Annotated in this window: 19 protein-coding genes; 4 read left to right on the top strand and 15 right to left on the bottom strand. The window is 45.6% G+C overall.

Annotated features, from left to right (window positions below; genetic code table 11):
- Nucleotides 1–433 precede the first annotated feature (433 nt).
- From polA to hemB, 3 genes are all read right to left on the bottom strand, one after another.
- On the bottom strand, nucleotides 434–3,232 hold the full coding sequence (gene polA, locus MSG34_RS20735) for a DNA polymerase I (protein WP_248339230.1): 2,799 nt from the start codon (nucleotides 3,230–3,232) through the stop codon (nucleotides 434–436).
- A 679-nt stretch (nucleotides 3,233–3,911) separates the two neighbouring features.
- A complete protein-coding gene (locus tag MSG34_RS20730) occupies nucleotides 3,912–4,346 on the bottom strand; it encodes a GNAT family N-acetyltransferase (RefSeq protein ID WP_048617757.1) in 435 nt (144 codons plus the stop codon).
- A 76-nt stretch (nucleotides 4,347–4,422) separates the two neighbouring features.
- Nucleotides 4,423–5,466 (bottom strand): porphobilinogen synthase, encoded by a 1,044-nt coding sequence (hemB, locus tag MSG34_RS20725; RefSeq protein WP_017060158.1) that lies wholly within the window; start codon nucleotides 5,464–5,466, stop codon nucleotides 4,423–4,425.
- A 208-nt stretch (nucleotides 5,467–5,674) separates the two neighbouring features.
- Here hemB and MSG34_RS20720 point away from each other — a divergent pair, with 208 nt between their 5' ends.
- Nucleotides 5,675–6,436 (top strand): TatD family hydrolase, encoded by a 762-nt coding sequence (locus MSG34_RS20720; protein ID WP_248339229.1) that lies wholly within the window; start codon nucleotides 5,675–5,677, stop codon nucleotides 6,434–6,436.
- 288 nt (nucleotides 6,437–6,724) lie between these two features.
- Here the strand turns inward: MSG34_RS20720 and tatC are convergent, their stop codons facing one another.
- The 7 genes from tatC to rmuC all read right to left on the bottom strand — a co-directional run bounded on the left by tatC (nucleotide 6,725) and on the right by rmuC (nucleotide 13,060).
- Nucleotides 6,725–7,480, bottom strand: a complete 756-nt coding sequence (gene tatC / locus MSG34_RS20715; RefSeq protein ID WP_050644468.1) for a twin-arginine translocase subunit TatC — start codon at nucleotides 7,478–7,480, stop codon at nucleotides 6,725–6,727.
- A gap of 148 nt (nucleotides 7,481–7,628) precedes the next feature.
- Complete coding sequence (tatB, locus tag MSG34_RS20710) at nucleotides 7,629–8,036, bottom strand: Sec-independent protein translocase protein TatB (protein ID WP_048612432.1); 408 nt, start codon at nucleotides 8,034–8,036, stop codon at nucleotides 7,629–7,631.
- 3 nt (nucleotides 8,037–8,039) lie between these two features.
- The gene (gene tatA / locus MSG34_RS20705) at nucleotides 8,040–8,294 is read right to left on the bottom strand and encodes a Sec-independent protein translocase subunit TatA (protein WP_017060154.1); all 255 of its coding nucleotides are present in this window, start codon (nucleotides 8,292–8,294) and stop codon (nucleotides 8,040–8,042) included.
- Between the two features lie 53 nt (nucleotides 8,295–8,347).
- The gene (ubiB, locus tag MSG34_RS20700) at nucleotides 8,348–9,982 is read right to left on the bottom strand and encodes a ubiquinone biosynthesis regulatory protein kinase UbiB (RefSeq protein WP_017065813.1); all 1,635 of its coding nucleotides are present in this window, start codon (nucleotides 9,980–9,982) and stop codon (nucleotides 8,348–8,350) included.
- The gene (locus MSG34_RS20695) at nucleotides 9,979–10,584 is read right to left on the bottom strand and encodes an SCP2 domain-containing protein (RefSeq protein WP_050652702.1); all 606 of its coding nucleotides are present in this window, start codon (nucleotides 10,582–10,584) and stop codon (nucleotides 9,979–9,981) included. The genes ubiB and MSG34_RS20695 overlap by 4 nt, the downstream gene beginning before the upstream one ends.
- A gap of 98 nt (nucleotides 10,585–10,682) precedes the next feature.
- The gene (gene ubiE / locus MSG34_RS20690) at nucleotides 10,683–11,462 is read right to left on the bottom strand and encodes a bifunctional demethylmenaquinone methyltransferase/2-methoxy-6-polyprenyl-1,4-benzoquinol methylase UbiE (protein ID WP_026012235.1); all 780 of its coding nucleotides are present in this window, start codon (nucleotides 11,460–11,462) and stop codon (nucleotides 10,683–10,685) included.
- 65 nt (nucleotides 11,463–11,527) lie between these two features.
- On the bottom strand, nucleotides 11,528–13,060 hold the full coding sequence (gene rmuC / locus MSG34_RS20685; protein ID WP_248339228.1) for a DNA recombination protein RmuC: 1,533 nt from the start codon (nucleotides 13,058–13,060) through the stop codon (nucleotides 11,528–11,530).
- A 138-nt stretch (nucleotides 13,061–13,198) separates the two neighbouring features.
- Between rmuC and MSG34_RS20680 the strand changes: the two genes are divergently transcribed.
- Entirely contained in the window at nucleotides 13,199–14,092 is an 894-nt protein-coding gene (locus tag MSG34_RS20680; RefSeq protein ID WP_052880273.1) for a DMT family transporter, read from the top strand.
- A 138-nt stretch (nucleotides 14,093–14,230) separates the two neighbouring features.
- Here the strand turns inward: MSG34_RS20680 and MSG34_RS20675 are convergent, their stop codons facing one another.
- From MSG34_RS20675 to ftnA, 3 genes are all read right to left on the bottom strand, one after another.
- Nucleotides 14,231–15,424, bottom strand: coding sequence for an NAD(P)/FAD-dependent oxidoreductase (locus MSG34_RS20675; protein ID WP_050053166.1), 1,194 nt, complete (start codon nucleotides 15,422–15,424; stop codon nucleotides 14,231–14,233).
- Nucleotides 15,425–15,672: 248 nt separating this feature from the next.
- Nucleotides 15,673–15,996 carry a universal stress protein UspB gene (uspB, locus tag MSG34_RS20670; protein WP_009848060.1) on the bottom strand — a complete coding sequence of 108 codons (324 nt, stop codon included), beginning with the start codon at nucleotides 15,994–15,996 and terminating at the stop codon, nucleotides 15,673–15,675.
- A gap of 68 nt (nucleotides 15,997–16,064) precedes the next feature.
- Nucleotides 16,065–16,592, bottom strand: a complete 528-nt coding sequence (gene ftnA / locus MSG34_RS20665; protein ID WP_017066029.1) for a non-heme ferritin — start codon at nucleotides 16,590–16,592, stop codon at nucleotides 16,065–16,067.
- A gap of 189 nt (nucleotides 16,593–16,781) precedes the next feature.
- Between ftnA and uspA the strand changes: the two genes are divergently transcribed.
- Both uspA and MSG34_RS20655 read left to right on the top strand, forming a co-directional pair.
- Nucleotides 16,782–17,216 carry a universal stress protein UspA gene (uspA, locus tag MSG34_RS20660; RefSeq protein WP_017060149.1) on the top strand — a complete coding sequence of 145 codons (435 nt, stop codon included), beginning with the start codon at nucleotides 16,782–16,784 and terminating at the stop codon, nucleotides 17,214–17,216.
- Between the two features lie 52 nt (nucleotides 17,217–17,268).
- Nucleotides 17,269–18,147: a carboxylate/amino acid/amine transporter gene (locus MSG34_RS20655; protein ID WP_017060148.1), complete on the top strand. Its 879-nt coding sequence runs from the start codon at nucleotides 17,269–17,271 to the stop codon at nucleotides 18,145–18,147.
- Nucleotides 18,148–18,259: 112 nt separating this feature from the next.
- Here MSG34_RS20655 and MSG34_RS20650 read toward each other — a convergent pair whose 3' ends face one another.
- A complete protein-coding gene (locus MSG34_RS20650) occupies nucleotides 18,260–18,850 on the bottom strand; it encodes a hypothetical protein (RefSeq protein WP_248339227.1) in 591 nt (196 codons plus the stop codon).
- A 141-nt stretch (nucleotides 18,851–18,991) separates the two neighbouring features.
- Nucleotides 18,992–19,771: a class I SAM-dependent methyltransferase gene (locus MSG34_RS20645; protein WP_248339225.1), complete on the bottom strand. Its 780-nt coding sequence runs from the start codon at nucleotides 19,769–19,771 to the stop codon at nucleotides 18,992–18,994.
- Nucleotides 19,772–19,856 lie beyond the last annotated feature (85 nt).

Below are 19,856 nucleotides of genomic sequence, written 5' to 3'. Positions count from 1 at the left end.
AGACGGATTTAAATTACCAAAAGCTGATCGAATTCCAGATCTCAGGCAAATCAGGGGTTTATCACTGTGTTTGAGAAAGTGTAATAAAAGGCACTAAAAATGAGAGGTTTTACGGGGGAATTGCAGGGGGGAAATATTTTTCTTTCGCACAAGAAAAAACGCCCCAGTCAAATACTGACTGGGGCGGCTGAATCAGCCTAATCCAATAACGTGAAACAAAAGGTCTGAAAGATAGAACATCTTACCTCTGTACCCTACGAGATTTAATGTACAACAATTGCTCAGAAATGAAAACAACTTTTGTAGTTTTTTTTCATGAATGTTTTATTAAAACACCTAAATTCTTATTGCGACTTAACTTTATTTGAGACAAAAAAAAGCCAGTGTTTGTGCACTGGCTCATACTAATTTGCTAATTAAGGTCAAAAACTGATTAGTGGGCTTGATCCCAGTTGTCACCGTGGCCAGCTTCCGCGACGAGCGGCACTTCTAGCTCTGCAGCAGATTCCATCAATTCTTGTACTTTACTTTCAATTTCGGCTAAAGATGACTCTTCCACTTCAAACACCAATTCATCGTGTACCTGCATAAGCAGTTTCACACGACCATCGCCTTCCGCTTGAATCCACTCATCTACCAACAACATCGCTTTCTTAATGATGTCAGCTGCTGTGCCTTGCATTGGCGCGTTGATCGCCGCGCGTTCAGCAGCCTTACGACGCATGCCATTACGAGATTGAATCTCAGGAAGGTGCAGACGACGGCCGTAAATGGTTTCAACGAAGCCTTGCTCTGAAGCTGCACTGCGCGTGTCTTCCATATACTGCATTACGCCAGGGTAACGCTCGAAGTAAGTATCCATGTAGTGCTGTGCTTCACCACGAGGGATACCCAGTTGCTTAGCCAAGCCAAAGGCACTCATACCGTAGATAAGGCCGAAGTTAACGGCTTTAGCACGACGACGCTGTTCAGTGGTCACACTCTCAATATCAACACCAATGATCTCAGCCGCCGTTGCCGCGTGGATATCTTTGCCTTGTTGGAATGCTTCCAGAAGCGCTTTATCACCTGAAAGGTGCGCCATGATACGCAATTCAATTTGAGAGTAATCGACCGCTAGAATCTTCCAGCCATGTTGTGCAACGAATGCTTGGCGGATACGACGGCCTTCTTCATTACGAATTGGGATGTTCTGTAGGTTTGGATCCGTCGAAGACAAACGACCCGTTGCTGTCACCGCTTGGTGATAAGACGTGTGAACACGACCCGTTTCAGCGTTGATCATCTTCGGCAGTTTATCTGTGTACGTCGACTTCAGTTTCGCAAGACCACGATACTCAATGATCAGCTTAGGTAGTGGGTAATCAAGAGCCAGCTCTTGCAGCACTTCTTCGTTGGTTGAAGGTGCACCTGATGGCGTTTTCTTGATAACAGGCAGACCCATTTTCTCAAACAGGATCGCTTGCAGCTGTTTTGGCGAGTTCATGTTGAACTCTTGCTCAGCAATCTCGTAGGCTTTCTGTTCTAGCTCATCCAGACGAACCGCAATCTCTTGCGATTGAGCGCCCAGCAACATGTCATCGATGAATACGCCGGTACGTTCAATGCGAGACATTACAGGGATCAGGGGTACTTCGATTTCTTCATAGATGGCTTTTAGCTTTTCATCTTGTTCAATGTTTTCCATCAAACGGTTATGAAGACGTAGTGTCACGTCAGCATCTTCTGCTGCGTATGGAGACGCTTCACCCAACTCAATCTGGTTGAAAGTAAGCTGTTTCTTACCTTTACCTGCGATTTGCTCAAATGAGATGCAGCTGTGCTGTAGGAAACGCAGCGCTAGGCTGTCCATATCATGCTTGCCACCTACGCTATTGAAAACGTAAGACGCCAACATGGTGTCGTGTTTGATGCCTTTCATCTCGATACCGTAGCGCGCTAGCACACTCATATCGTACTTCAGGTTCTGACCGACTTTCGCTTGTGCATCATCTTCAAGAATCGGCTTAAGCTGTTCAAGTACCCAATCACGATCCAACTGCTGCGGTGCATCTAGGTAATCATGGGCAACCGGTACGTAAGCGGCAACGCCTTCTTCAGTCGCGAATGACAGGCCAACGAGGTTCGCCACCATGTAATCTAGGCTGTCGGTCTCAGTATCGAAAGCAAATACTTCAGCCGCTTTCAGTTTCTCTAGCCAAACATTGAATGACGCTTCATCGAGGATGGTTTCGTAGTTGCTGCGATCAATCGTCACGGCAGAGGTGTTCATTTCTACGGTAGAAGTGGTTGATGCCGTATTGCTGCGCACTGCGCCCGACTTTTCATCCGCCTTAACCACACCACTGCCACCTTCAAGTAGCTCGTTCAACCAAGACTTGAAGACCAGTTGACCGTATAGCTTAATCAGCTCATCCGTGTTTGGTTGTGCTTTTACAAGCGACTCAGGTGTCTCTTCTAACTCGACGTCCAGCTTGATCGTTGCAAGCTCGTAAGACATCTCAGCGTTGTCTTTATTATCAATCAGCTTCTTAGCCATAGTTTTTGAACCACGGAAGCCAAGAGCGGCAATATCATCAAGGTTTTGATACAGCTTTTCGATGCTACCAATGCCTTGCAGCAGAGCGGTCGCTGTCTTGTCACCGACACCCGGAACACCAGGGATGTTATCGACTTTATCACCCATCAGCGCAAGGTAGTCGATGATCAGCTCTGGCGGAATGCCAAACTTCTCAATCACGCCTTCACGATCCATTACCACGTTGGTCATGGTGTTGATCAGAGTAACGTTGTCATCGACAAGCTGGGCCATATCTTTATCGCCAGTACTAATAAGCACAGGCATACCCATCGCAGAAGCTTGAGAAGCAAGCGTACCGATCACGTCATCCGCTTCAACGCCGGGAATAGAGATAAGTGGCAAACCCATTGCACGAATCACATTGTGCAAAGGCTCAATCTGGCAACGAAGATCATCAGGCATAGGTGGACGATTTGCCTTGTACTCTGGGTACATGTCATCACGGAACGTCTTTCCTTTCGCATCAAAAATTACCGCAATACGATCAGAAGCAAATTGACGCATCATGCTGCGCAGCATGTTAACTACACCGTAAACAGCGTTAGTTGGGATATCACCATTGCTCATTGTGCCAGGGTAAGCATGGAACGCGCGATATAGGTAAGAAGAGCCATCGATCAGAATCAATGGATTATCAGGAATACGAGCCATAATGTTTGTGTATCCAGTAAGTACAGAAATTATCTGTTAAGAATGCCACGTCTGTTGGTTGGATTCCACGTTGTCGATCTGTATCCGTTCACTCGGTTGTGTTCGTTATAATCGATTTGTTGTTATTTTTTGTTCTTAGACGCAAGCGTTCTGTGGATAACTCTGTTTATATTATTTATCCACCCTGTTGAGAACTACGGTGAACAACTCAAAAAACACCAATAAACACTTGAAAATAAAGAATAATTTTACAGATCGAACAGATGATCAACGATCTTTTCTCGATCTTGCGTTGTGGAAAAGAATGCTGATGGCGTTTTATTCATAAAAATACGTGCCACTAAATATGCATCTTGTTGAAATGGTAGGTATAAAAAAAGCGACACCCGAAGATGTCGCCTAGCAAAAACCGGTAAAGCCATTCAAATTGAATACCACAGCTTTACCTAAAAGCTATAAATTACACTGGAAGCAATGTGAGCAATGTCGTGTCAAAAAGAACTTAGTACAAGTTCGCGAGAATTCTGTTGGGTAACCAAGTAGATACTTGAGTACTTAACATCCTTGTGAACATTTCCTCATTCCCTAAGACGAAGTTAATAATAATGATTCTCATTTAATAGTCAACACTTAAATGATAATAAATCTCATTTAATTTATAAGCCGTTAACAGAAGTGCTTAAATTTGCTTCAAAAAATGGATTCTGTGGTCATTAATGTCTTCTTTTTCTTCAAATTTTTCGATTAGGTAACCGTTTCTCAATAACAGGCGCAACATTGCAGGGAACTGGTTACGAGACTTAACCTTTAACTGTCTGTAGCCCTGCTCTTTCGCCCACTGTTCCTGAGCGTCTAATTGCGCCTGTGCAACGCCTTTGTTCCTCGCGAGCGGTGACACGCCACCAAACCAGCTGTAAAAAGTATCTTGATCCAATTCATAGCCGATCTTAAAACCGAGCAGCACGTCAGCTTCTTCAGCCACTAAAATAAGATTCTTTTTTCCTGCCAGCCGCTCTGAAAGAGAAGCGACGCTCTCTTTTTTAGCGAACTCAGAGATCTGCTCGACCACAGACACCACTTCTTCTAACGAACCTTCACGTACAACAACTGACATCTTATTCATCCTTATAAACGAAAGGGCTGGCACAATGGCCAACCCTTTACTGATCACTTAAGTGAACTCTACACGATTACTTTTCTTTTAAGTGCTCTGCGGCTTGTGCATTGTCTTCTGCAAGCCACTCAGCCACATCTTTAGCGAAGTAAGTAAGAATGCCATCAGCACCAGCGCGCTTAAAGCACAGCAGTGATTCCATGACGGTTTCACGCTCTTTCAGCCAACCGTTTTGAATCGCTGCTTTGTGCATCGCATACTCACCAGACACTTGGTAGGCAAATGTCGGCGCTTGAAGTTCATGCTTCACACGGCGCACGATATCTAGGTAAGGCATGCCAGGCTTAACCATCACCATGTCGGCACCTTCATTAAGATCCATCGCAACTTCGTGAATCGCTTCATCACTGTTCGCAGGATCCATCTGGTAGTTCTTCTTGTTACCACCTTTCAGGTTCGACGCACTGCCGACGGCATCGCGGAATGGACCGTAGTAGCACGATGCGTATTTCGCAGAGTACGCCATAATCTGGGTATGAATATGACCCGCTTCTTCTAACGCTTCACGGATCTTACCAATGCGACCATCCATCATATCTGACGGTGCAACCACGTCAGCACCTGCTTCAGCGTGTGATAATGCTTGCTTGATCAAGACTTCAGTCGTCTCGTCATTCATCACGTAACCATCTTCATCGATGATGCCGTCTTGGCCGTGAGTGGTGAACGGGTCTAGTGCTACGTCAGTAATAACGCCAATGTTTGGCACATGCTCTTTTAGTAAACGTACAGCGCGCTGCACCAAACCTTCGGAGTTATGAGCTTCAGCTGCGCACAAACTTTTAGCATCTTGGTTCACGACTGGAAATAGAGCAATCGCAGGAACACCCAGCTTTGACAGGTAATCTGCTTCCTCGAGCATGTAATCGATCGACAAGCGTTCAACACCTGGCATTGACTCGACAGGCTCGCGGCGGTCTTTACCCATCAGGATAAACATTGGGTAGATTAGATCATCCACAGACAATTGATTTTCTGCCATTAGGCGACGGCTAAAGTCGTGCTTACGCATACGGCGCATACGGCGACCTGGGAATTGACCTTGAATTGAAACAGACACTAGATTCTCCTTGCCTAGTCTAAGCACCGAAATACTTAGATATGAAAAGTGCTAAATACAGGCAAAAGCATATCACTGATGGCTCAGGACGCTAGCAGTAAAATATGAAACCCACTCAAAAACAGGGATAAATGGCAAAAAATGACCTTCTCCTCACACTGCCGTATACTCATGACAACTCAGTAAAGACCGCTTTCAGGACAAAACAATGATCGACACCCATGCTCATATTTACGCTAGTGAATTCGATGAAGACCGCGAACAAGTCGTGCAGCGCGCACTGGCTCAAGGGATTGATACCATTCTATTGCCGAACATCGATTTAGAATCTATCGAACCAATGTTAGCGACGGAAGCACAGTTTCCTGATGTGTGCCGTTCAATGATGGGCTTACACCCTTGTTATGTGGATGCGAATATCGAACAAACCCTCAAAACCATTCGAGCTTGGTTTGATAAGCATGACTTTATCGCCGTGGGTGAGATTGGTATCGACTTGTACTGGGATAAAACCTTCAAGGCTGAACAAGAGATGGCGTTTGTGACTCAACTGCAGTGGGCAAAAGAGCTTGATCTACCCGTGGTGATCCACACTCGTGATTCCATTGAAGAGACACTTGCCCTACTTCGTAAAGAACAAGATGGCAGCTTACGCGGGGTATTCCACTGCTTTGGTAGCAGCTTAGAGGAAGCTCAAGCGATCAACGAGCTAGGCTTTCATTTAGGTTTAGGCGGCGTTTCGACCTTTAAGAATTCAGGGATGGACAAGGTGATCCCACATCTCGATATGGATTACGTCATTCTAGAGACAGATTGCCCATACTTGGCACCAACACCGAATCGCGGTAAACGCAATGAACCAGCCTACACAGAATTAGTAGCAAAACGAATCGCTGAATTGCGCGGAATTACCCTTAAAGAAGTCGAAAACATAACCACCACAAATGCTAAGGCATTGTTTAAATTATGATAAATCTATTAATAAGTAATTATTACGGATTTTTCCTGAATTTATTTGAGAAAGCTAAGTGACATGTATAGTATCAACCACCTGCATATGGAGGTAGTTGATTATGTGTGACCATTCACAACACTTACAACGTCAACATCGAACCCTATGGCATAAAATTTTGGGCATCAAAGAGCTCTATATATGTCAGAACTGTGGCTATCAGTTAAAGATTCGATAAACAGACATAATAAAAAAGCGGCCCTAGGCCGCTTTTTTATTATGTGATTTTTACTGAAGCATTCCGAATCAAGATTCAGCTTCTTCCTCTTCATCCGTATCTGGCTTACGCGTATAAAAACGTGCGAAGAACAGACCAATCTCAAACAAAATACACATTGGAATCGCCAACAGCGTTTGCGAGATCATATCTGGTGGTGTCAGCATCATACCTATGATGAAAGCACCCACAACAATGTAAGGACGCTTTTCAGACAGAGATTGAGGCGTTGTTGCACCCGTCCAACACAACAAGATAATCGCTACAGGCACTTCAAAGGCAATACCAAAAGCAAAGAACAGCGCGAGTACAAAATCAAGATAGCTTGAGATGTCGGTTGCGAACTCTACTCCCCCTAATGATATGGCCGTAAAAAAGCCAAATACCAATGGGAATACAATAAAGTAAGCGAACGCCACACCACAGTAAAACAGCAATGAACTTGAAGCCAATAGCGGCATGATCAAGCGTTTTTCATGCTTGTATAAACCCGGAGCAACAAAAGCCCACACCTGATACAAAATAAACGGAACCGCGAGGAATATAGACGCGATCAAGGTTAATTTCAGCGGTGTGAAAAATGGCGATGCAACATCGGTTGCGATCATCGTCGCCCCTTCAGGTAGACGATCTACCAAAGGCGCTGATACGAATTCATAAATATCATTAGCAAAATAAATTAGCCCGACAAATATCACTAGCACCGCGACAATCGCACGTAGTAGGCGATTACGTAGTTCTAGAAGGTGGCTAATTAAAGGCTGTGTCTGCTCAGTCGAAGACATGTCAAACCTCTTAAACAGGAAGATCGAAAAGGAGCCGCGCGTGTATCTATCCAGTTGAATTGGTATCCACTTGAATAGTTAATTACTTGAATAGCTATCGACTTAAACATCTAGCGACTCAAGTATCCGGCGACTCCTCCTTGCGAGACTATTCGGCTTTCTTATCTGACGGTGCTGAAGCTTCGCTGTTGACCTGAATGGTTTCAGATTCCACAGTTTCCGTGACACTAGGTTTAGTCTCACTTGGCTTATCAGACTCAGGCTTAGCATACGGACGTTGAACCTCAGCAGCGGCCTGCTTGAGTTCATCGACTGACGCTTTAAGGTCTGGAGATAAATCTTCCATTCCCATTTTTTCCGCCTTGCGTAGGTTTTCTTGCAGCTCTTGCACCTTAAGCTCATGAGAAAGTTCATCTTTCACACTATTTGCCATGCTTTTCGCTTGTCCAACAAACTTGGAAATACTGCGAATCGCCACGGGCAAACGCTCAGGCCCTAAAACCACTAACCCAACGACAGATATTAATACCAGTTCCCAAAAACCGATATCAAACACGATTTACGCCTGCTCTTTGTCTTTCTTTGTTTCAGCAGTTGTTTCAGCGTGAGCTTCTGTCTTCTGCTGTTCAATATTCTTTGGTTCGAAGTCTGCATCTTTCTTATCTGCAGGCTTGTCTTCATCGCTCATCGCTTTTTTGAAGCCTTTAACCGCTGAACCTAAGTCACCACCCATACCGCGCAGTTTCTTTGTTCCGAATAGCAAAATTACAATTACAGCAATGATTAGAAGTTGCCAAATACTGATACCACCCATTGTCATTGTCCTCGGGTCTGTCTACACATAAAAATATTAAGAGAGTCTACTGTCTAACGACGGTAAGCTCGCCAACTAAGCAACCAAAATGTGACACCTGCGATGCCACAGCCCATAGATAGCTGCTCATAAGGGCTTGAAACTAATATTGCGGAGCATACGACTAAAGTGGCTCCAACGCCAAACAAAAACTTTCCAGTTGCTTGCTGACGCTTACTATCTCGGTAGCCTTGATAAAGCTGATCCATTCTGTGGTTCATCGCTTTACCTTGGCGCAAGCTGTCATAAAGTAGCTCTGGCAGCTCTGGCAGTTTTTCTGCCCAGAATGGCGCGCGCTCTTTTACTGCGTTGATCACAGCCTGCGGCCCCACCTGATTCATCATCCAGGTTTCAAGGAAAGGCTTGGCGGTTGCCCACAAATCAAGTTGCGGATACAACTGACGACCTAGGCCTTCCACATACAACAAGGTCTTCTGTAGAAGTACCAACTGAGGCTGAACCTCCATGTTGAAACGTCTTGCTGTATTAAATAAGTTTAGCAACACATGGCCAAATGAGATCTCGCCAAGTGGTTTTGCAAAAATTGGCTCACACACCATACGGATCGCGAACTCAAAATCATTGACGTTGGTGTCGTGTGGCACCCACCCCGAATCAACGTGTAGCTCGGCAACTTTACGGTAATCTCGATTGAAGAAAGCCAACAAGTTCTCTGCTAAATAGCGCTTATCTTCGCTGTTGAGCGTGCCGACAATGCCACAATCCAAACCAATCCACTGAGGGTTATCTGGATTCTCTGGGTTAACGAATACGTTGCCCGGGTGCATGTCTGCATGGAAAAAGCTGTCTCGGAATACTTGGGTGAAGAATACCGTCACACCGCGTTCCGCGAGCAATTTCATGTTGGTGCCGTTGGCTTCTAGCGTCTCAATATCGGAGACTTGAATACCGTAGATACGCTCTGACACCATCAGGGTTTCGCTGCTTAGATCAGGGATAACCTCTGGAACATACAGTTCTTCACTGCCTTCAAAATTACGTCGTAGTTGAATGGCATTAGCTGCCTCGCGGCGCAGGTCGAGTTCATCAAGTAACGTTTTCTCGTACTCGTGAACCACTTCAACGGGTTTCAAACGACGTGCTTCAGGAAGCGACTTAGCGACTATACGCGCCATTCGGTGCATCAGTTTTAGATCTGCATCAATCACCGGGCGAATATCAGGTCGAATTACCTTCAGAACAATCTCGCGACCGCTCTCTTTAAGCTTTGCGGTATGCACCTGAGCAATAGAAGCAGAAGCCAGCGGCTCGATATCAAAGTCGGTAAACCAGTTATCTAAACTGCCACCGAGCGCCTTTTCCATATCTTGCTTAGCCAGTTGACCATCAAACGGCGCAACTTGGTCTTGCAACAACGCCAACTGATCGGCGATATGAGGAGGGAACAGATCACGACGTGTCGACATCATCTGCCCAAACTTGATCCACACTGGGCCAAGTTCTTGCAACGCAAGGCGCAAGCGATGACCCAACTCTTTATCTTGATGCTTGTTCTTGAGCCAAAACAGTGACTTTCGCGCCAACAAAGGGGCTTTAGTCAGTTGGTGTTCCGGCATCAACTCATCAAGGCCGTATTCCAACTGTACCTTAATAATATGATAAAGACGTTTCAGTTCTGCTGGGGTCATGCTTTCTCCAACAGAACGTTCAACTTAGCTTCAAGACGAGCAGCAGAGCTTTTTACGTCATCAACTTGGTCGCAAAAGTGCGCGACTTCTAACGGTGCCGGTGCGATCTTCCACTCTTCAGTCAGAACTTGAGCTACATGGTTTTGATGCTTAGTCGCCTGTTTTGCTACAAAGCCACCGACGTTTTTAACGCCTTGCACCAAGGTATGCGCAACCACATCACCCGTTACGCGCGATAACCACTCTTCCAAATCAGGCTTGCAGTCTGTCATCAGCTGAGCAAATTTCTGAGCCAGTTGAATATCACCCTCTAAGATCAGCTTATCTTGCTTGATCAGCTTGGTGATGTTCGATTGTTCACGCAGTTCAGGTAACACCGATAGGTTCAAAGATAGGTAACAATCAGGCTGCCCTTCGTATTCCGACAACACATCGATTTGTTGGCTGAAAACGAAAGTGAGTGTTTTATTCAACTCTTTCAAATTAACTTGAATGATCTGCCCCTTTAAACGAGACAAACGACGAACCAAGGCTGGATCATCGTTCACGAAAGTATTTAAAGAGGTTTCAATAACCGCGGTTACCAATGGATCAAATGGCATGACTGTCCTTACCTTTGAAAACGGATAAGCCTTAACCTATCCGTTCTGTCTTTATTCTTATTGTTTAGCACGCCCTAAGAGCCTGCTACCAAGTTCGACTAGAACTTGTAACCGCGGTGCAGCGCAACAATGCCGCCCGTTAGGTTGAAGTATTTAGTATTCTCGAAACCCGCTTCCTGCATCATGCCTTCCAAGGTTTCTTGGTTAGGGTGCATGCGGATAGATTCTGCAAGGTAACGATAGCTGTCTGCATCGTTAGCAATCAGCTCACCCATTTTTGGCAACAGGTGGAAAGAGTAGGCATCGTAAACCTTTGATAGTGGCTCAAGTACTGGCTTAGAAAACTCAAGAACCAACAGACGACCACCCGGCTTAAGCACGCGGTACATTGAACGTAGCGCTTGGTCTTTATCGGTGACATTACGCAGACAGAAGCTAATGGTAATGCAATCGAAGTAGTTGTCTGGGAAAGGCAGCTCTTCAGCGTTTGCTTGAACGTAATGTACGTTGCCAACAATACCGCTATCACGCAGCTTATCACGGCCAACATTCAGCATTGAGTTGTTGATATCGGCAAGAACCACGTGGCCTTTTTCACCAACGATACGCGAGAACTTCGCAGTCAGGTCACCGGTACCACCACCAAGGTCTAGGATACGTTGACCCGGGCGAACGCCACTGCAATCAATCGTGAATCGCTTCCACAAGCGGTGAACACCACCCGACATTAAGTCATTCATGATGTCGTATTTAGCGGCTACAGAGTGAAATACCTCTGCTACTTTCGCGACTTTTTCGTCTTTTGCGACTGTTTCGAAACCAAAGTGTGTGGTTTCTGACTCTACTGCTGAATTTGTCTGCACGCTTGTGTCCATAATGCTGTTATCTACCATGGTAAGTTCTCATCGACAGCGCTCTTTGTATTTAGAGGCGCTGCGGCCGATTAGTTTACTTTATCCTCAGCAGGTTGTCTTTCTACTAAGGAGGCATTTTCTGAAAAAGCCTCATTTTGCGCCATTTCAGCCAGACCAATCGAGATCAGTTTCTTCACTTCAACACCCAATTGCTTGAAGCTTTCTGCCTGACGAATCACATTGCCACGCCCTGTCACTAGCTTATTCATCGCCCCTTGGTAGCTTTGGTTTGCTCTATCAAGTGAGCTGCCAAGGCCTTCCATATCATCAACAAACAGGCGCAGCTTGTCGTAAAGCTTGCTCGCACGTTCCGCGATAACTTGGGCGTTCTGGTTCTGTCTGTCGTTGCGCCACAGGTTATCAATGGTACGCAGTGCCACCAGCAGAGTGGTCGGGCTGACCAAGATGATGTTTTGCTCCATCGCATCTTTCACCAAGCTAGGATCAGCCTGAATCGCCACTTGGAATGCTGGCTCAACCGGGATAAACATCAATACGTAATCCAGGCTCTGTATACCTTTGAGCTGATGATAATCTTTCTGACTTAAGCCTTTGATGTGCGCTCGCAGTGACACCAAGTGATCGCGTAGTGCAGCATCGCGTTGCTGATCGGTTTCGGCATTGAAGTAGCGTTCAAATGCCACCAGCGCCATTTTCGAATCCACCACCACCTGCTTGTCTTGTGGCAGATGCACAATCACATCCGGTTGATAACGCTTGCCCGCATCGTTTTGCAGGTTCACTTGCGTTTGGTATTCATGACCTTCGCGCAGCCCTGATTCAGCCAGCACCCGTGCCAGTACCACCTCGCCCCAGTTACCTTGTTGTTTGTTGTCACCCTTTAACGCTTGAGTCAGGTTCACCGCTTCACGCGTCATACTCTCATTAAGGCGTTGTAGGTTCTTAAGCTCATGCACCAAAGTATGACGCTCTTTGGCCTCTTGGCTGAAGCTGTCGTTCACTTGTTTCTTGAAGCCTTCCAACTGCTCTCTTAGTGGAGACAACAAACCTTCTAAGCTCTGCTTATTCTGCTGATCGACCTTGGCGGTTTTGGTTTCAAACAATTGGTTCGCTAACAGTTCAAACTGCTGCTTAAGTCGAGATTCGGCTTGTTCTAGTAGTTGCAGCTTTTCGCTATTGGCGAGGTTTTCTTGGTCATGCCTTGCTTCTTGCTCGCGCAGCTCGGCTTCTAATTCAGACTTATGATCTTTAAGCACATTGATCTCATCAGCGTACTGCTGGCGCTCTTGCTTCACAGCCTCAAAGTAGCGCAGCTTTTCCATCGCAGCCATCACCTTACCGTGCGCCTGCTTGAGCTCGAATGCCGCTTTGTCTCGCTCATCATCTAACTCATTGAGTTCTTGTTGCGCCTCTGCGAGTGATGCTTTGAGCTGAGCTTGCTGAGATTCATGCAACAAACGATCGGACTCTAGCTGCTGCTCGAGCAATCGCTGCTGAAAAGAGAGCTTCTGTTTAATCCACCAACCCACCACACCACCGCTGACGAGCGCGCCAGAAATTGCAGCAATAAGCGTTGCCTGATGTTCGATAATCCATTGCATGATAATGATTTAGCCTAATTGGAAATAACTCATTAAATGGTATTTTGATACTGGATAAATGTCCAGTTTGCCGTATTAAAATTCGACAGATAGACTAGGCGCTCCGTATTCTGTCCCATCAAATTAGAATGAGTTGCCATGAACGAACGTCGTGCCTTGGGCTTTGGCCTTTCCGCAGTACTGCTGTGGTCAACGGTCGCTACTGCTTTTAAGCTGACCCTTGCTGAGTTTTCACCTATTCAAATGCTGACCATTGCTAGCATTGTGTCGTCGATTGCGCTGATCGCAGTCTGCGCCTTTCAAGGCAAGCTTTCTCAACTGAGTACTACGTTTCTTTCAAACCCTTGGTATTACCTACTACTCGGCTTAGTCAACCCACTGGCCTATTACCTGATTCTATTCAAAGCCTACGACCTGCTGCCCGCTTCTCAAGCTCAAGCCATCAACTACAGCTGGGCTATCACGCTAACCTTAATGGCGGCGGTTTTTCTGGGGCAAAAGATTCGCAAACAAGATTGGATTGCTTGTACCTTCAGCTATGCGGGTGTGGTAGTTATTGCGACTAAAGGCGATGTATTAGGCATGCAATTCGACAGTCCACTCGGTGTGGCACTGGCGCTGCTTTCTACTCTGCTTTGGGCGGGATATTGGATTCTCAACACAAAAAACAAGGCTGATCCAGTGGTTGGCGTACTGCTTGGTTTCTTAGTGGCATTACCATTCGCGATCGGTTTAACCATTTTTGAGGGTGAAAGCTTTAGCCAAATTACGGCGAAGGGTTGGATAGCGGTGACTTACGTTGGACTATTTGAGATGGGCATTACCTTTGTATTGTGGTTATCAGCACTCAAGTTAACCAACAATACGGCGCGTATCAGCAACCTGATTTTTGCCTCACCGTTTATCTCACTGATGCTACTTTCAACCATCATAGGTGAAGAGATTCACCCTGCAACGCTGTTTGGCTTGGTACTGATCATTGCTGGCTTGGTGATTCAACAGATCAAGTTTTCAAAAAACAAAGCTGCGTAAAATAAGAGCTAAATGATTCGATTGAGCACGAAAAGCTATCGATAAAGTCGAATCTAGAGCTAGAACACAATGTGTGATACAAAAATGGCGAGTCGTATGACTCGCCATTTTTATGTCATTTAAAATCTATGGTTAAGCTTAAACCCACTGGCCTGCAGCAAAGCCAGAACTCCAACACCATTGGAAGTTATAACCACCAAGCCAGCCAGTAACGTCCATTACTTCACCGATGAAGTAGAGGCCAGAGACACTCTTACATTCCATGGTTTTTGACGATAGGTGATTGGTGTCCACACCGCCTAGAGTTACTTCGGCCGTTCGGTAGCCTTCGGTGCCGTTTGGCGCGATTTTCCAGTTTTCTAGATGCTCTACGATGTCGTTCAGCTGTTTTTCATTGAACTGCTTTAGCGGCTTGTCTTCAAGCTCTTTACGGTCAATCAACACTTCCACAAAACGCTTCGGCAGTGCTTTCGCCAAGGTATTTTTCAGGCTCTGATTTGGGTGCTTCTCGCGAGAGTTAGCCAGCAGCTCAGCTACATCGACTTCAGGTACTAGATTAATCGAAACCGACTGACCCGCTTTCCAGAACGAAGAAATTTGCAGAACTGAAGGACCCGATAGGCCGCGGTGGGTAAACAGCAGTGCTTCTTTGAACAAGGTTCCGTCTTGCGCGGTGATCTCGGCAGGAATTGCGATACCAGAAAGCTCTGCGAAAGCTTCTTTATCTTCTTTGTGCAGAGTGAATGGCACTAAACCTGCGGTAGTTGGCATCACAGACAAACCAAATTGCTCGGCAATCTTGTAGCCAAATGGCGTTGCGCCTAGCTTAGGCATCGACAAACCACCTGTCGCTACAACCAGTGAGTCACACTCAACTTCGTCGGTATTAAGGTGCATCTTAAAGCCAGCGTCTGTTTTTTCGATTGAGTGAACATCACAACGGTAGCGCTGTTCAACTTTCGCCTGCTTACACTCGTCAAGCAGCATGCTCACAATGTCTTTTGCGGTGTGGTCATTTACACAGAACAACTGGCCGTGATCGCGTTCTTCGAACTCAATACCGTACTTGCTGACCATCGAGATAAAATCCCAGTTGGTGTATTGAGATAAAGCTGACTTCACGAAGTGAGGGTTGTTACACAGGAAGTTGTTGGCTGAAACATCATAGTTAGTGAAGTTACAACGACCGCCACCTGAGATTAAAATTTTTCTGCCTGGTTTCTTTGCATGATCAACCACCAGCACTCGTCGGCCGCGTTTACCAGCTTCCGCAGCACACATTAAGCCTGCGGCGCCCGCACCAATTACGATTACATCAAATTTTTCACTCATGTGGTTCTGCTTTTCTTCACTTTTGCAGCCCGAGTACACCCTGTTCTCGAAATGCCATCAATAAAAAAGGATGTGCATAAACAGCACATCCTTACTAATTGCTCGCTATTTTAGCGGCAATTTTAAACTTTGCAATTGATGTTCAATTGTACAGTTTGCAGACAGCAGCAAAACCACTACTTGGCTTAGCGAACCAACAACCAAGCTTCACACCAAAACCTAAGCTCTACTTCACACGTACTAAAAACTCAGACGATGAAAGAAGACAGCAAGGTTACACCTAGCAGAGCAGAAGAGAGTATGAATAACTGTCTTACACGATCGCACTTCGAAGTAAAAACTTCGTCATGATGATGGTGATACTCTTTGCTTTTGATGTAACTGAACAGGCGAACCTGTTTGGTCATATTGCCATGGGTTGTGAAAAAACCGCCTCCGTCTACTTGTTGATAAAGTAGAGGATGCGCTTCTCGCATAATATAAATGAGCGTTCTTAGCGCAGTAAAATAACGCGCCCAGTTCACGCAAGTCACAACCATTAGTGCAAATAGAATAGTGTCGCCGCTGATCATCCTTTCCTCCCTACATCTTCATAAGAAAACTCAAAAGAAAAAGATAATCAGTGTCTTTCTCGTACTACCTAAACGGCAGGAGCTTCCATAATTGAAGATGAACCATCTTTTGCCAATTGCGCTAGGTCTTTATCAATAAAGAACAGTGCTTTACCGTCTTCACCAACAAGTTCTAGCTTATCCAATACACCTTTAAACAACTTCTCTTCTTCGTGTTGCTCTGCAACGTACCATTGCAAGAAGTTAAAGGTTGAGTAGTCTTGTGTGCTGAAAGCAACGTGAGCCAGTTTGTTGATCTTTTCAGTAATCATCTGCTCATGTTCATAAGTTTCACGGAACACTGCGCCAAGGCTTTCGAATTCGTGTTTTGGTGCTTCAATTGCACCCAGAATTGGCATTGCACCTGTTTCGCTTACGTAAGTGAAAAGACGCTGCATATGTTCCATTTCTTCTACTGCATGAACACGCAGAAACTCTGCTGCACCTTCAAATCCTTTGTCTTCACACCAAGCACTCATTTGTAAGTATAGATTGGATGAGAAAAATTCTAGGTTAATTTGATCATTCAGTTGCTCAACCATAGTTTTTGACAGCATTTAAGACTCCTAATTACATCCTCAATTTTCTCTACTATATCACTATTTAATGAATATCTCGCAGGCCATTAGTTAACCAATATTTCGACGTGTCATTACGCAAGACAGTGGATATGAGATCACTTCAGCAAAAAAAGCCATCGCATAGTGCTAATCTTTAAACAGACAATGAATAAAGGAGGTAGCGATATGAGTTACAAACATATTTTGGTCGCGGTCGATTTATCAGAAGACAGCAAATTAATTGTGGATAAAGCGGTAGCATTGGCAAAGCCATTGGAAGCCAAAGTCTCTTTTATCCATATCGATATTAACTACGCAGAGCTCTACACTGGCCTGATTGATATCAACATGGCCGAAACCCAGCACAACGCGATGGAAGCATCTCGTATTCAGCTGCAAAATTTTGCGGAACACGCCCAATACCCGATCACCCATACCTTAGTAGGCAGTGGTGATTTGAGTCATGAGCTGTGTGACACCATCAATGAGTTCAATGTTGATCTCGTGGTTTGTGGCCACCATCAAGACTTTTGGAGCAAGCTGCTCTCTTCAACACGCCAACTGATCAACGCCTCTCCGGTTGATATGCTGGTCGTGCCTCTAAGAGATTCAGAAGACTAATGATTTAAGGTTAGGTAACATACAGCTCATATCTTATTAACGAAGTTTTACTATGAGCTATTTAGCTGGTGTTACCCTCCTATGGGCCTTCTCCTTTAGCCTGATCGGCGTTTACCTTGCGGGTCAGGTTGATTCTTGGTTCTCTGTTCTGATGCGTGTTGCCCTTGCTGGCGTCGTATTTCTTCCTTTCCTAAAGTTTCGCGGCGTATCGCGTAAGCTGATCGCTAAATTGATGGCAATTGGTGGTATCCAGCTTGGCCTGATGTACTGCTTCTACTATCAATCTTTCTTACTGCTATCCGTTCCTGAAGTCCTTTTGTTTACCGTTTTCACGCCAATTTACGTCACGCTGATTTATGACTTTCTCAAAGGGCAATTCTCTCCGTGGTACTTAGTAACGGCGGCAATTGCGGTATTGGGCGCGGTATTCATTAAATTCGCAGGCATCAACGAAAACTTTTTAGTTGGCTTCCTCGTCGTGCAAGGCGCGAACCTGTGCTTTGCTATCGGTCAGGTGGGCTACAAGGTGGTGATGGAGAAGGAATCAACCGAGTTACCTCAGCGAACCGTATTTGGTTACTTCTACTTAGGAGCGCTATGTGTCGCGTCAGTGGCTTTCATGCTACTGGGCAATCCAGAGAAACTACCCACCACCACACTTCAATGGGGAATCCTGATCTACCTTGGCTTGATTGCTTCGGGGCTGGGTTACTTTATGTGGAATAAAGGCGCGTGCATGGTGAATGCTGGCGCGCTGGCAGTGATGAACAATGCCTTGGTTCCTGCGGGCCTGGTGGTGAATATCCTGATTTGGAACAGAGATGTCGATTTGGTTCGCTTGTCTATTGGTGGCGCCGTTATCTTATTCTCTCTATTCGTCAATGAAACCTGGGTGAAGAAGCGCGTAGCAAGATCCGCAAGCAACGCTTAGCTGATTTGAACGAGCTGCATGAGTCAGCTCGGATAACCCCAAAAAGCAAAAGAGCGACCTTAGGTCGCTCTTTTTAAATCATCGCTCTAGCAATAAACCATTCAAATCAACTTCAGTGGATGTGATTGTGGCTCACTACCTGAGTCTTGGTTTCAGTGAAGGCCACATCATCAAGTTGTAGGTTGATTCGTTCCAATTCACTTTCCAGCTTCTGGCTTTTCTTAAACAGCTTTTGTTGCTTCTTAATCATCTTCGCCAGTTTCTTATTGTACTTTTCTTGTTTCTTAGCTGCTTTCTTCGCTTGTTTGAGTTCAGCTTTCTCATCACCGTTCGCCTTCGCCATCAGTTTTTTCAGCTTGGCTTTCTTCTGCGCGGCTTCTTTTTTTGCAAGCTCAGGGGCAATATCAGCGGCGGCAGGATCGAACATTTGTACGCTCGGTTCAATTGTCTCGTTGATTTCCGCAAGCGATAGTTCTGGTGCAGGTAATGTTTCCGCTAGCAGGCCGCATGCGACTTTCTCTTCAACGGGTTTGTTTTGACAACCAAGAGGTGGAATTGCGGTTGGTTTGCATAGATTCGCTTGATCCGCCGAAGAACGCGCGCAAGAACGACACACGAACTTAGGTTCAGTCACCAAGCTGTGGATCTCGCCCAAGTGTTCAGTGATATCTCGACGGTTTAACTTACAAAAGCGTTTAGCCATACTACAACTCCAGCTAAGAATAATAATGATTCTTAGTTAGATATACATCCGTAACGCGACTATCGCAAGTGTTAAATGGCAATTTATCGTATTTATGACGGGAAATTTTCTTAGCGTGTAGCTAAGTTATTGATGCTTCCGCTAAGTCATTGATGCTTTCACATAGACGTCAAAACGGTTCTTTTTGGTTTCGATCGCCATGCTCGGTTTTTGCTCGTCTAACCAAGCTGCGTAATCCGGTCTTTTAACCACAACTCGCTTCGATGCCAATTTCATCGCCGGCTCAAATAGACCATCAGCATCCAGATCGGCACCCACCAAAGATTGGAATACGCGCATCTCTTTTTTGACCAAAGCCGATTTCTTTTTGTTATCTGGGTGTGGGTACATTGGGTCAAGGTACACCACGTCTGGCTGTTCGAAATCAGGATCATTACTGAGCTTGTCTAAAGCATCGTGACTGGATGCGTGAATCAACTTCATACGTTCGCTTACCCAACCACCGATGTCTGGGTCTTGTTGCGCTCGCTGCAAGCCATCATCAAGCAGTGCGGCCACAACTGGGTGACGCTCGACCATTTGCACCTTACAACCTAGAGAAGCCAACACAAACGCATCGCGCCCTAAGCCTGCAGTACCATCAAGAATAGTTGGCGTTGCGCCTTTGTTTAAACCAGCTGCTTTGGCAATCGCCTGACCTTTACCACCACCAAACTTACGTCGGTGCCCGACAGCGCCTCCCACTAAATCAACAAAGATAGCGCCAAGCTTAGGCTCATCGACTTTACGTAGCTCAAGTCGCTCACTGGTCAGTACCAAAGCAAAATCACTGCTTTCATCATGAGATAAGTTCCAGCGGGTCGCTAAGTCATTCAAATGATCGATTTGGGTAGCATCTTCGCAAATCAGTTGTAGTTGCAAGGTCGTCTCCAACAGACAGTAGTATTCAAAACAAAAGAGGCAACCAGTTTACCTGATTGCCTCAACAATACATATTAGCGGTGAA

This window comes from Vibrio sp. 1CM2L (genome assembly GCF_023161695.1).
Lineage (GTDB): Bacteria > Pseudomonadota > Gammaproteobacteria > Enterobacterales > Vibrionaceae > Vibrio > Vibrio coralliirubri.
Note: the sequence above shows the minus strand (reverse complement) of the source record. Positions and strands in the feature narration are given on the sequence as shown.